This window comes from Dyella sp. C9 (assembly GCF_003332825.1).
Classification (GTDB): domain Bacteria; phylum Pseudomonadota; class Gammaproteobacteria; order Xanthomonadales; family Rhodanobacteraceae; genus Dyella.
Window position 1 is genome coordinate 1 of record NZ_QIRF01000002.1, and the last position, 13607, is coordinate 13607.

Here is a 13607-nt window from a genome sequence, read left to right on the forward strand (position 1 = left end):
CTGTGTATACGACACAGGGGCTGGGGTGGGCTGGAGGACACGGCCGGGATTCTACGGAAAACGGCATTTCTACCCCAGGGCCTCCCCGGCGTCCATGGCCGGAGGCATATCTGTTGCATGTCTTTGCCGTGCATGACCGGCGGATCTGTGCTCCCGGTCACCCTGGCGGCCGTTTCTTGAGCCAGCGGGATGACCGGATCGCGCAACTGGGGTAAATTCCCATTCAATCAGGGGGCTGAGTCAGTAAAGCTATGTCAACGCTATTGCAACCCTCGCTCGCGGGCCTGTCGGGCATGGCGCGCAGGCTGGTGTCCGAAGACGTGCTGCCGGAGGCAGACGTCCGCAAGGCGGTCGCCGACTCGACCCAGCACAAGACCACGCTGGCCGCTTGGCTGCTGGACCATAACCTGGTCGACAGCGCGCGACTCACCCGCATCGCTTCCGACGAGTTCGGCATGCCGATGATGGATGTGTCGGCCCTGACGCCGGGCACCATGCCGATCAACCTGATCAGCGAAGCGCTGATCAACAAGCACCACGCCCTGCCGCTGTTCAAGCGCGGCAAGCGCCTGTTCGTCGGCATCGCCGACCCGATGCAGTCGCACGCGCTGGACGAGATCAAGTTCCACTCCAATTGCATGGTGGAACCGATCCTGGTGGAGCGTAACCAGCTGCTGCGCAGCATCGAGCAGGCGCTCACCGCGATGAGCAACGCCGTGCCCGACCTCGGCGGCGGCGAATTCGACGACCTGGCGCTGGAAGGCGGCGACGACGAAGCTGAAACCACCGGCATCGACGCCAACGCCAACGACGATGCCCCGGTGGTGAAATTCGTCAACAAGATTTTGGTGGACGCCATCAAGCGTGGCGCCTCCGACATCCATTTCGAACCATTCGAGACCCAGTACCGCGTGCGCCTGCGCATGGACGGCATGCTGCGCGCCGTGGCCAGCCCGCCGATGAAGCTGGCCTCGCGCATCTCGTCACGCATCAAGGTCATGTCCGGCCTGGACATCGCCGAGCGCCGCGTGCCGCAGGACGGACGCATCAAGCTCAACCTGTCCAAGAGCCGCGCCGTGGACTTCCGCGTCAGCACCCTGCCCACGCTGTTCGGCGAAAAGATCGTGCTGCGTATCCTTGACGGCTCGGCCGCCAAGCTGGGCATCGACGTGCTGGGCTACGAGGACGTCCAGAAGCAGCTCTATCTCGATGCCATCCACAAGCCCTACGGGATGGTGCTGGTAACCGGCCCCACCGGTTCGGGCAAGACGGTGTCGCTGTACACCGCGCTCAACATCCTCAATACCGCCGAGCGCAATATCTCCACAGTCGAAGACCCGGTGGAAATCCGCGTCGAGGGCATCAACCAGGTCCAGCAGAACACCAAGCGCGGCATGACCTTCGCCGCCGCGCTGCGCTCGTTCCTGCGCCAGGACCCGGACGTGATCATGGTGGGCGAAATCCGCGACCTGGAGACCGCAGAAATCGCGGTCAAGGCGGCGCAGACCGGCCACATGGTGCTGTCAACGCTGCATACCAACGACGCGCCGCAGACCATCTCGCGCCTGATGAACATGGGCATCGCGCCCTACAACATCACCTCCTCGGTCACCCTGGTGATCGCCCAGCGACTGGCGCGCCGCCTGCACGATTGCAAGAAGCCCATGGAGCTGCCGCCACAGACGCTGCTGGCCGCGGGCTTCACCCAGGAAGACATCGACGCCGGCCTGACCATCTACGAGCCAGTGGGTTGCGACAGCTGCAACGAAGGCTACAAGGGCCGCGTGGGCATCTACCAGGTGATGCCCATGCTGGAGGACATCCAGAAGATCGTGCTGCAGGGTGGCAACGCACTGCAGATCGCCGAAGTGGCCCGCAAGGCCGGCGTCAACGACCTGCGAGCATCGGCCCTGCTGAAGGTGAAAAAGGGCGTCACCAGCCTGGCCGAGATCGACCGCGTCACCAAGGATTGAAGCCTGCGCCCGGGGCCCCGTGCCCCGGTTCGCCGGAAAGGGCTGTTCGTCACACCAAAGTTGCGCGGGGTGGCACGAATTGCCTTGGGGGAATGGCTTAAGCTCAAAGAAATCAAGGCGGTCGCCATCCTGAGGCGACCTGACCGAACCAGCAGGGGGAATCGCAATGGCCACGGCCACCGCCACCGCTAAGAACACCAGCACGCTCGCTTCCCAGCGCGCGGAAATCAGCAAGATGACCACCTATGACTGGGTGGCCCTGGACAAGCGCGGCAAGCGCATGAAGGGCGAGATGGCGGCCAAGAACGCCTCGCTCGTCAAGGCCGAGCTGCGCAAGCAGGGCATGAATCCGCAGCAGGTGCGCGAGCGCAGCAAGCCTCTTTTTGGCGCCACGGGCAGCGCGGTGAAGCCGCGTGACGTGGCCATCTTCAGCCGCCAGATCGCCACCATGATGGCTTCGGGCGTGCCGATGGTGCAGTCGTTCGACATCATCGCCGATGGCCAGAAGAACATCCGTTTCAAGAACATGCTGACGGATGTGAAGCAGAGCATCGAGGGCGGCTCCGCGCTCCACGAGGCCCTGGCCAAATACCCCGTGCAGTTCGACGAGCTGTACCGCAACCTGGTGCACGCAGGCGAATCGGCGGGTGTGCTCGACACCGTGCTGGATACGGTCGCGACCTACAAGGAGCGCACCGAAAGCATCAAGGCCAAGATCAAGAAGGCCCTGTTCTATCCGGTGATGGTGCTGGCCGTGGCATTCCTGGTCTGCCTCATCATGCTGCTGTTCGTGGTGCCCGTATTCGCCCAGACCTTCAAGGATGCCGGCACCGAGCTACCAGCCCCCACCCTGGTGGTGGTGAAGATGTCCGAGTTCATGAAGTCCTATTGGTGGCTGGTGCTGGGCGGCACCGTGGGCGGCATTACGGCGCTGGTGATGGCCAAGAAGCGCTCCGAGAAATTCGCCCACTTCCTCGATCGCCTGATGCTGAAGTTCCCGGTGATCGGTGCCATCCTTCGCAATTCGGCGCTGGCTCGCTTCGCCCGCACCCTGGGCGTCACCTTCCGCGCCGGTGTGCCGCTGGTGGAGGCCATGGACGCCGTGGCCGGTGCAACCGGCAGCATCGTGTACGGCGAGGCGGTGAAGCAGATGCGCGAGGACGTGGCAGTCGGCCACCAGTTGCAGTTGTCGATGCGACAGACCGGCCTGTTCCCCAACATGATGGTGCAGATGGTCGGCATCGGTGAAGAATCCGGTGCGCTGGACCACATGCTGTTCAAGGTGGCCGAGTTCTACGAAGAAGAAGTGAACAACGCCGTCGATACGCTTTCCAGCCTGCTCGAGCCGCTGATCATGGTGATCCTGGGCGTGCTCGTGGGTGGCATGGTGATCGCGCTGTACCTGCCCATCTTCAAGATGGCAAGCACCGTGTAAGCTCGCCGCATCCAGGCCCCTCTCCCTCCGGGAGGGGGGCCTTTTTTATAGTTTTCGGAACCGAAGCATGCTCGAACTCCCGCTCTGGGCCTGGACCCTCGCCGCCGCCGTGCTCGGCCTGCTGGTCGGCAGCTTCCTCAATGTGGTGATCCTGCGCCTGCCGGAACGGATCAAGGCCGAGTGGCGGCTCGATGCATTCGACACGCTGGAGATGGAGCCCGACGGCCAGCCGATGCCGCCCGGCATCGTCCGCGAACCGTCCCATTGCCCGCATTGCCGGCACCCGTTGGCGGCCCGCGACAACATCCCGGTGTTCGGCTGGCTGCTGCTCCAGGGCAAATGCCGCTACTGCAAGGCGCCGATATCGATCCAGTACCCGCTGGTCGAACTGCTGTGCGGCATGCTCAGTGCTGCCGTGGTCTGGAAATTCGGCCCCGGCCTGCCTGCCCTCGCCGGCCTCGTGTTCACCTGGATGCTGCTCGCCTTGTCCGGCATCGACTTTCGCACGCAATACCTGCCGGACCAGCTCAACTATCCGCTGCTTTGGCTGGGCCTGCTGCTGAGCCTGCTGCCGATGTTCGTGCTGCCCGCATCGGCGATCCTGGGCGCCGCCATCGGCTACCTCAGCCTGTGGAGCGTGTACTGGCTGTTCAAGCTGCTCACCGGCAAGGAAGGCATGGGTTACGGCGACTTCAAGCTGCTGGCCGCCCTGGGTGCCTGGATGGGTCCCGGTGCACTGCTGCCGGTGATCCTGCTGTCTTCGTTCATCGGCGCCCTGCTCGGTGGCACCCTGATCCTGCTGCGCAAGCACGGCCGGGACGTGCCGATGCCGTTCGGCCCCTTCATCGCCGCCGCCGGATGGGTGTGGTTCATCGCCGGTGACTGGCTGTGGCTGCACTACGCGCAGCTCTCCGGCATGCAATGACGCACGCGCGCAGCTATGTGGTCGCCCTCACCGGGGGCATCGCCTCGGGCAAGAGCGCCGTATCGCGGCGCTTCGAGGCACTGGGCGTCCAGGTCTACGACGCCGACGTCGCCGCACGCGAGGTGATCGCCCGCGGCAGCGACGGCCTGCAGGCAGTCGTGGCGCATTTCGGCGGCGAGGTGCTAGCAGCGGATGGCACGCTCGACCGGGCGGCCATGCGGCGACGCGTGTTCGGCGACGACGAAGCCAGGCGCGCGCTCGAGGCCATCATCCATCCCCGCGTACGCGCCTGGATGCATGAGCACGCGCTCGCCGACCGCGGCCCCTATTGCCTGCTCGCCATCCCGTTACTGGCGGAAAACCTTGCGCATTACGGCTGGGTGGATCGCGTGCTCGTGGTCGATGCGTCCGAGGCGCTGCAGCTCGATCGCCTGATGCGCCGCGACGACATCGACGAAGCACTGGCCCGCAGGATGATCGAACGACAGGCCAGTCGCGCCGAACGGCTTGCGCTTGCCCATGACGTCATCGAGAACCATGGCGACGAGGCCGAGCTGGACGCGGCGGTGACTCGCCTGCACGAAAGTTACCTGCAGCTCGCCGCACGGGCGCGCTGAACACATCTCACCAGAAGCCACCGATGCCGGCCACGCCCTGGCCGCCGGCCGCACGCGCCGCGGACTCGTCCGTCAGCCCCATGCCACCCAGGGCGTAGACCGGCAACGAGGCCGAGGCCACCAGCGACTGGAACACCGGCCAGCCCAGCGCGGGCGCGCCGGGATGCGAGGCGGTGGGAGCCACCGGCGACAAGGTAGCGAAGTCGGCCAGTGCCGCCGCCAATGCCAGTTCGGCCGCGTCGTGGCAGCTCGCACCTACCCACTGACTGGGCGGCAGTGGACGCTCGCTGAGTTCGCGTAACTGGTGTGCCTTCAGTTGCACGCCGATGCCCAGCTCGCGTGCGCCGACCAGGTCTCCACTGAGCAGCAAGGCGGCGCCATGTCGGTGCGCCGAAGGCAACAAGGCCGCGGCCAGCGCGCGTATCCGGGTCTCGGGCCACAGCGGGAATCGCAACATGATCAGCCGCTCCCCTGCCTCCAGCGCCGCCTCCAGGCGCGCACGCCACGCTTCGAAAGCCGCGGCAGGCACATCGCCAGGGGTGATTGGATATCGCCGTGGTAGCTGCAAGGCCCGCAGGATCGGCCGATCGGCCGGAGCCAGGATGGACAGGTCCACCTGCGCCGGATCGGTCCACTGCAGCGCCTGCCCCTCCAGGGACGTCGGCAGTCCTTGCCAGCCGCGAATCGTCCACGCATCGAGCAGCAGGTCGCGCTCACCGTAACGCCAGGGAACGCGGATCAAGGGTTCGGCCGAGACGGCCTCGACGCCCAGCTCCTCGCGCAACTCACGCACCAGGCCGTCCATCGGCGATTCGCCGGGCTCCAGCTTGCCGCCGGGAAATTCCCACAGGCCAGCCAGGTGCTTGCCCGGTGGCCGCTGAGCCAGCAGCACGCGCCCCTGCCGATCGATCATCACGCCGGCCATGACGTGCATGGCGGGCGCATCAGTGGCGGACAATGCAGTCCGCCCGTTCAATCGTTGCGGATGTACTCGACCATGTCGAAGTCATAGGCATGCTCGGCATCCTTCTTGTGGTGCACGCGCGATACCTCGGTCCAGTCGCTGAAATGCACGCCGGGGAAAAAGGTATCGGCCCCTTCCACCGCGGCATTGACCCAGGTGAGGTACAGGCGCTTGGCCTGCGACAGAGCTTCGGAGTAGACCGCGCCGCCACCGATCACCATCAGGCCGGTACCTCCGGCACGGGCGAGGCCTTCGGCCAGCGAGCGCACGGTCACCTGCCCCGGGAACGGGGCCTCGTGCTTGCGCGTCAGCACCAGGTTGGTGCGGTCAGGCAGGGCGCGGCCGATCGCCACGGCCGTGTTGTAGCCCATCAGCACGTACTTGCCGAGGGTCAGCTCCTTGAACCAGCGCAGGTCATCGGGCAGATGCCAGGGCAGCTGCCCCTTGCGGCCGATGGCGAAGTTCTCATCCAGCGCGGCGATCAGCGAAATAGCCATGGAAATCCTTGGGTCATCGTCAGTTGGGCGGCCTGCGTCGCCCGGCCGATGGCTCCGCGGGGGCAGATCTTAGCAGGATGCGACGACGCATCCACGGCCCATTCACGCCAGGGCGGCCCTAGACCGCGACCGGTGCCTTGATCGCCGGGTGCGGCTCATAGCCGGTGATGGCGATGTCCTCGTAGCGAAAATCGAACAGCGAGCGCACGTCCTGATTGAGCACCAACCGCGGCAGTGGTCGCGGCTCACGGGTGAGCTGCAGGCGTGCCTGCTCCAGGTGATTGCTGTAGAGGTGGGCATCGCCCAGCGTGTGCACGAAATCACCCACGCCGAGCCCGCATACCTGCGCGATCATATGGGTCAGCAGCGCGTAGCTGGCGATGTTGAACGGCACGCCCAGGAAGATATCCGCCGAACGCTGGTACAGCTGGCAGCTCAGCTTGCCGTCGGCCACGTAGAACTGGAACAGCGCGTGGCAGGGCATCAGCGCCATCTTCGGCAACTCGCCCACGTTCCAGGCGCTCACCACCAGGCGGCGCGAATCCGGGTTGCGACGGATCTCGTCCACCACCCAGCGAATCTGGTCAACCGCGCCGCCATCGATCGTCGGCCACGCACGCCACTGGCGGCCATAGACCGGGCCCAGTTCGCCGTTTTCATCGGCCCACTCGTCCCAGATGCTGACGCCGTGTTCCTTGAGATAGGCAATGTTGGTGTCGCCCTGCAGGAACCAGATCAGCTCGTGGATGATCGACTTCAGGTGCAGCTTCTTGGTGGTGACCAGCGGGAACCCCTCGGCCAGGTCGAAGCGCATCTGCCAGCCGAACACGCTGCGCGTGCCGGTGCCGGTACGGTCCGATTTCTCAGCTCCGTGCTCGAGCACATGCTGCAGCAGGTCGAGGTATTGCCGCATGGCTTACTCCTTGGCAGGCAGCGCGACGGTGTACAGCCGCAGCGTCGGCGCCTTGCGCGACATCAGCAGCAGCACCACGCCGATGATGATCAGCGGCAGCGACAGGATCTGCCCCATCGTCAGCCAGCCCCAGGCAATGTAGCCCGGCCGCGGGAAATCCGGCAGGCGCACGAATTCCACGGCGAAGCGGAAGCAACCGTACATCAGCGCGAACAGGCCCGAGATCAGGTAGCGGGGACGCGGTTTGAGCGACACCAGCCACAGCACGGTGAACATGGTCACGCCCTCCAGCGCCATTTCGTACAGCTGCGAGGGATGCCGCGGCAGCGCGCCGAACTGCGCCAGCGTGGCCTGCCACTGCGGATGCGCGGCAGCCCAGTCCACATCGAACGCGTGCGCATTCGGGAAAATCATCGCCCAGGGCACGTCGCTGGGCTTGCCCCACAGCTCGCCGTTGATGAAGTTGCCCAGGCGGCCAAGCCCCAGCCCGATCGGCACCAGCGGTGCCACGAAATCCACCGTGTCGAAGAAGTGGAGCTGGTGCCTGCGCGACCACCAAAGGCCCGCTACCAGCACGCCCAGCAGGCCGCCGTGGAAGCTCATGCCGCCGTCCCATACCCGGAACAGCGCCAGCGGGTCCTGCCAGATCCAGTGGATGTCGGCATAGAACAGCATGTAACCCACACGGCCACCGATGATCACACCCATCATCACGTAGAAGGCAAGGTCGCCCAACGCATCGCGCGTCACCGGTAACCGCCCGCGCTGGCGGCGATACTCGGCCAGCAGCCATGCGCCCAGGAACCCTCCCAGGTACATCAGTCCATACCAGTGGATCTGTAGCGGCCCAAGCCGGAAGGCGACGGGATCAAAAGCAACAGTAAAAGGCTGCGTCATGGGGCGAGAGCTGGCGACAAAGGCGCAGTTTAGCCGGCTTGACTCCCTGCGCGGCGGTTGCCCCCTTACCGTCCGCCGCGCCGGCGACTAGACTGCAAGTTCTTGCGAATGCTGGCCGGGGGGCCAGCCGAGGGGCCACGCAGCCTGCGCGACTCCTCCGCAATCGGCCAGTCGAGCCCCGAACTGGCCAATGTTTCTGGGCCGGGGCGCACAGGGGAGAACCAATGTCCAACCGCATGATACGGGCCCTGCTGCCCGCAGCCTGCCTCGTGCTACCCATGGCAGCACTGGCCACCGACCTCATCCCGGTCGAGGACTTTGCCAGGCACGCCACGACCTCTCATCCGAGCCTTTCGCCCGACGGCAAGTACCTGGCCGTGCGCGTGGACGACAACGAGGCCAAGACCCACGCGCTGGTGATCTATGCCACGAACGACATGGAGACGCCTGTCAGCATGCTCCGCATGCCCAAGTACGATCTGCCGCTGGGCATCACCTGGGTATCACCGACCCGGCTCGTGGTAGCCAAGGGGCAGCAGCACGGCACGCTCGATACACCGGCCTTCTATGGCGAGCTGCTGGCCACCGACGTGGACGGCAAGCATCAGGATTACCTGTACGGCTATGACGTGGCCGGCACGCGCTCGGCCACCCGCAGCACGGACAAGGGTTGGGGCTATGTAGTTGGCAAGCCCGAGCTGGCCAACGGCCACTTCTACATGAGCGCCGAATCGTGGGACAGCCGCGGCAAGTACTCGCTGTACGACGTCGATGCGGTGAAGAACACCCGCCGGCTGATCGGCGACATCAGCGAATCGGGCATGGATTTCATGATAGGCGCCGATGGGCTGCCGCATTTTGCCTATGGCAGCAACGACAACTACGACTACCTGGTGTTCCATCGCGAGGGCAACGGCTGGGCCAAACTCTCTCCCCAGCAGATCGGCCACAGCTTTGTCCCCATCTCCTACACGCCCGACAAGCAGCGCATCTACGCCTACTACAACGCAGGCAACGGCCCGAGCGCGCTGGTGGAGCAAGACGAGGCCGGCGGCAACCGCATCGTGCTGGCCAAGGCCGATTTTGGCAGCGTCGGCGACATCCAGTGGACGGCGCCACCCAGCCAGCCGTTCGCCACGATACCCGCTACCGGCCAGCCGAAGGTCACCTACATCAATCCCGACCTGCCGGCCGCCAAGCTGCACATGGCGCTGAGCCAGAAGTTTCCCGGCAGCTACGTCAACTTCCTGAGCTTCAGCAATGACGGCAGCGTCCTGCTGTTCTCCGTTTCCAGCGACCGTGACCCCGGCACCTACTACCTGATCGACACCCACCAGTACAAACTGCGGAAGCTGTTCGCGGCGGCCCCCTGGATCGATCCGGCGCGGATGGCCGAGCGCCGTCCCGTGCGCTTCAAGGCCAGCGACGGCACCGAACTGGAGGCCATCCTGACCCTGCCACCCGGCGGCAACGAAACCAACCTGCCCATGGTGCTGCTGCCGCACGGCGGCCCGCACTTCGTCCAGGACGAATGGTTCTATGACGATGATGCGCAGTTCCTCGCCAACCGGGGCTACCTGGTGCTCCAAGTCAACTATCGCGGCTCGTCCGGCCGCGGCCGGGAATTCACCGAGGCGGGCTACCTGGAATGGGGCAAGCGCATCCAGCAGGACCTGATCGATGGCGTGCACTGGGCGATCGACCAGCAATATGCCAATCCAGGGCGCATTTGCGTATATGGCGCCAGTTTTGGTGGCTATTCGGCGATGATGACCACCATCCGCGCACCGGGCCTGTTCAAGTGTGCCGCCGGTTACGCCGGCGTCTACGACCTGGCGATGATGTACGACAAGGGTGACACGGGTGAACAGAAATCCGGCCGCAGCTATCTGAAAACCGTGATCGGCAAGGATGCGGCCGACCTGGCAGCGAATTCCCCGACCAAGCTGGCCGGCAAGATCGGCGTGCCGGTATTGCTGGTGCACGGCGAAGACGACCAACGCGCGCCCTTCGCCCAGGCCAAGGCCATGCGCGCCGCGCTGGATGCGGCCCACCGACCCTACGAATGGATGTCCAGGCCGGGCGAAGGCCACGGCTTCTACAGCGAGAGGAACGTGGCGGCGTTCTACAACACGCTGGCCGACTTCCTCGACAAATACATCGGTGGCAGCTCCACACCATCGCCCGCGGCGCCTTGACTTCGCCCACAAGCCCGCGCTCACAACGCGCGGGCGATTTCCCCCACCCGCACGCGAGACAACGCCCGGCATTCTCACGCGTGTGCGCGAATTCCCTACTTATCACCTGAACGTGGCAACCAGGTTGCACGCACCCGTCACTTTGTTTTAACTTCGGGGTTACATCGCCTGTCCCCCAAGCCTGGCGATGCCGCGGCATTCAGTCCCCTCCCCAGGGTCTGGCGTGCCTTCCCCATATCCAGATGACCAGCCCTTGCGCGCTGGCTGCTGGCTATTTTTTGTTCGGAGTTCCAACAATGAAGCAAAAGACACTGCTGGCGACTGCCATTGCCGCAGCGCTCGTGCTGCAGACGTGGTCGGTGGCCGCACAGGATGCTGCCCCCGCTCAGGCTGATCAGTCCTCGGCCAAGAGCCTCGAAACCGTTACGGTGACCGGTTCGCGCATTCGCAGCGTGGACGTGGAAACCTCGCAGCCCGTGTTCACCATGGATCGCGCCGCGATCCAGGCGACCGGTCTGACCAACGTCAATGACATCATCGCGCGTATGCCGTCGGCCGGTACTCCGGACATCACCCCGCAGGACACGCTGTCCTCGGGCGCTGACGTCGGCGGCCGCTACGTCAACATCCGCAACCTGGGCTCGGCACGTACGCTCGTCCTCGTCAACGGCCGTCGCTGGAGCACCAGCCTCACGGGCCTGACCGACCTGTCGACCATCCCGGTCTCGATGATCGAGCGCATCGACGTCCTCAAGGACGGCGCCTCGTCCATCTACGGCTCCGACGCCATCGGCGGCGTGGTCAACATCATCACCAAGGAAAAGTTCGACGGCGCCGAAGCCAACGTCTACTACGGCCAGAACGGCAAGGGCGACGGCACGACCACGAACTACGACTTCACTTGGGGCCACAGCACCGAGAAGAACTCGATCATCGTCGGCGCGTCGTACCAGAACACCGACCCGATGTGGAACAGCGAGCGTAGCGAAACCGACTACGCGAACGGCCCGCGCCATCCGACCGATGGCTGGAGCGGCACCGGCCCCTACGGCCGCGTGATCGACCCGACCACCGGCGCGCAGTACGTGATCAACCACGGCTCGACCGATACGTCGAACCTGGCCAACTACCACCTGTACGACGGCACCAGCAACGCCGACAAGTACAACACGCAGAACGACATGACGTTCCGCGCCGGCTCGAAGCTGAAGAACCTGTTCCTGCAGGATCGCTACAAGCTGACCGACAACATCACCCTGCACGGCATGGCCAGCTACAGCACGCGTGACACCTCGTCGCAGCTGGCAGGCTACCCGCTGTCCACCGGTGGCACCGGCGTGGAAATCAGCGGCGACAACGCCTACAACCCGTTCCCGGGTCAGGACGTCGCGTTCTACCGCCGCACGACCGAGCTGCCGCGTATCACCTGGGGCAACTCCAAGCTGGCTCACATCGACGTGGGTGCAGAGGGCTACTTCCAGTTCCTCGGCCACGACTGGAGCTGGGATGCGAACTACACCTACTCGCAGAACAAGATCCGCCAGATCGGTTCGGGCAACCTGAACCTGGTCAACCTGCAGAACGCCCTTGGCCCGACGGAAACCATCAATGGTCAGGTCGTGTGCGCCAACGCTGCCGCGCGCGCCGCGGGTTGCGTGCCGTGGAACATCCTGGCCGGCCCGGGTGCTGCCTCGCAGCAGGTGCTGAACTACGTCAACTACATCGAAACCAACCGCCAGACCAGTTCGACCGACGACTACACCGCCAACGTGTCCGGCGGCCTGTTCGATCTGCCGGCCGGCACGGTCAACCTGGCCGTGGGCGTGGAGCACCGCGGCGAAAAGGGCAACTATCGCCCGGACGCCATGGTCGCCGCTGGCCTGACCACCGATCTGGCGGCACAGCCGACCAGCGGTGCGTACAACACCAACGAAGCGTACGCCGAGCTGGACGTGCCGCTGCTGCGTGACCTTCCGGGCGCCCAGGAGTTCGGCCTGAACATTGCCAGCCGCTACTCGCACTACAGCAACTTCGGCAGCACCACCAACAACAAGTACAGCTTCCGCTGGCGTCCGTTCGCTGACCTGCTGGTCCGCGGCACCTGGGCTCAGGGCTTCCGCGCACCGACCATCAGCGACCTGTACGGTGGCCCGGGCCAGAGCTTTGAGACCTTCCTGGATCCGTGCGACAGCAAGTACGGCGCCGCCGCGACCAGCACGTCCGTGGCCCAGCGCTGCGCCGCTGCCGGCGTGCCGGCCGGCTACCGTCAGGTGCAGGGCACCTCCGGTGCACCGATCACCAGCAGCAACGGCAGCCAGACCCCGGTCGCCTTCATCTCGGGCTCCAACCCGAACCTGCAGCCGGAGCAGTCGATCACCCGTACGCTGGGCCTGGTCTACAGCCCGCACCAGATCGACGGCCTGGACTTCACGCTCGACTACTACAACATCTACATCAAGAACATCATTTCGTCGGTCGATGCTCAGGACATCCTGAACTACTGCTACGTGCAGAACGATCCGACCTTCTGCAACCGCTTCACCCGCGCTGCCGCTGCTGACCCGACCACGGGCGTGGTGGCCGGCTCGGTCAACAACCTCAACGAGAGCCTGGCCAACCTGGGCACGCTGAAGACCGAAGGCTACGACATCGGTATCCACTACCGCCTGCCGGAAACCTCGTTCGGCCGCTTCCGCATCGCCTCGGACAGCACCTACCTGACCAAGTACGAGACGGTCAGCGGCCCAGGCGCCGTTGCTGAAGACACCGTGGGCTTCATGAATGGCGAAGACGGCATGTACCGTCTGCGTTCGAACCTGCAGGTGGACTGGGATTACAAGCAGTTTGGTGCCAGCTGGACGGTGCGTTACTACGCCGGCCTGAAGGACATCTGCTACGACAACACCCCGGGCAACTACGTCGAGTGCTCGTCGCCGAACTACACCAACCCCTGGTGGGGCACCTTTGGCATGAGCCAGAAGGGCTCGGTGGCGTTCAACGACGCGCAGTTCCGCTACACGGCTCCGTGGAAGGGCGTGTTCACCGTTGGCGTGAACAACATCTTCAACAAGAAGGGTCCGTACTACTACTCGGTGACCACCTCGGGTACCGGCAGCTCGCCGTACAACCCGGCGTTCGACATCGACCGTTACTGGTACGTGTCGTACAACCAGAAGTTCTAAGCTCGC

The 13607-nt window shown here is 64.9% G+C and carries 10 protein-coding genes; 6 read left to right on the forward strand and 4 right to left on the reverse strand.

The features are described from left to right. Positions 1-251: 251 nt before the first annotated feature. The 4 genes from pilB (at position 252) to coaE (ending at position 4950) form a co-directional block, all read left to right on the forward strand. Positions 252-1973, forward strand: coding sequence for a type IV-A pilus assembly ATPase PilB (gene pilB, locus DVU99_RS02395; RefSeq protein WP_114238611.1), 1722 nt, complete (start codon positions 252-254; stop codon positions 1971-1973). 166 nt (positions 1974-2139) lie between these two features. Continuing rightward, entirely contained in the window at positions 2140-3408 is a 1269-nt protein-coding gene (locus tag DVU99_RS02400) for a type II secretion system F family protein (RefSeq protein WP_114238612.1), read from the forward strand. 67 nt (positions 3409-3475) lie between these two features. Beyond that, entirely contained in the window at positions 3476-4333 is an 858-nt protein-coding gene (locus DVU99_RS02405) for an A24 family peptidase (protein ID WP_114238613.1), read from the forward strand. Further along, positions 4330-4950, forward strand: coding sequence for a dephospho-CoA kinase (gene coaE / locus DVU99_RS02410; protein ID WP_114238614.1), 621 nt, complete (start codon positions 4330-4332; stop codon positions 4948-4950). Before DVU99_RS02405 ends, coaE begins: the two co-directional genes overlap by 4 nt. 7 nt (positions 4951-4957) lie before the next feature. Here the strand turns inward: coaE and DVU99_RS02415 are convergent, their stop codons facing one another. From DVU99_RS02415 to lgt, 4 genes are all read right to left on the reverse strand, one after another. After that, on the reverse strand, positions 4958-5908 hold the full coding sequence (locus DVU99_RS02415; protein WP_304529401.1) for a Nudix family hydrolase: 951 nt from the start codon (positions 5906-5908) through the stop codon (positions 4958-4960). Positions 5909-5922: 14 nt separating this feature from the next. Further along, positions 5923-6411, reverse strand: a complete 489-nt coding sequence (locus tag DVU99_RS02420) for a dihydrofolate reductase (RefSeq protein WP_114238616.1) — start codon at positions 6409-6411, stop codon at positions 5923-5925. Positions 6412-6529: 118 nt separating this feature from the next. Beyond that, the gene (locus DVU99_RS02425) at positions 6530-7324 is read right to left on the reverse strand and encodes a thymidylate synthase (RefSeq protein WP_114238617.1); all 795 of its coding nucleotides are present in this window, start codon (positions 7322-7324) and stop codon (positions 6530-6532) included. A gap of 3 nt (positions 7325-7327) precedes the next feature. Beyond that, positions 7328-8221, reverse strand: coding sequence for a prolipoprotein diacylglyceryl transferase (gene lgt / locus DVU99_RS02430; RefSeq protein WP_114238618.1), 894 nt, complete (start codon positions 8219-8221; stop codon positions 7328-7330). 224 nt (positions 8222-8445) lie between these two features. On the opposite strand from lgt, the gene DVU99_RS02435 reads away from it, so the two are divergent. Next, positions 8446-10419 carry a S9 family peptidase gene (locus DVU99_RS02435; RefSeq protein WP_232823418.1) on the forward strand — a complete coding sequence of 658 codons (1974 nt, stop codon included), beginning with the start codon at positions 8446-8448 and terminating at the stop codon, positions 10417-10419. Positions 10420-10715: 296 nt separating this feature from the next. Continuing rightward, positions 10716-13601: a TonB-dependent siderophore receptor gene (locus DVU99_RS02440; RefSeq protein ID WP_114238619.1), complete on the forward strand. Its 2886-nt coding sequence runs from the start codon at positions 10716-10718 to the stop codon at positions 13599-13601. The last annotated feature ends 6 nt before the right edge of the window (positions 13602-13607 follow it).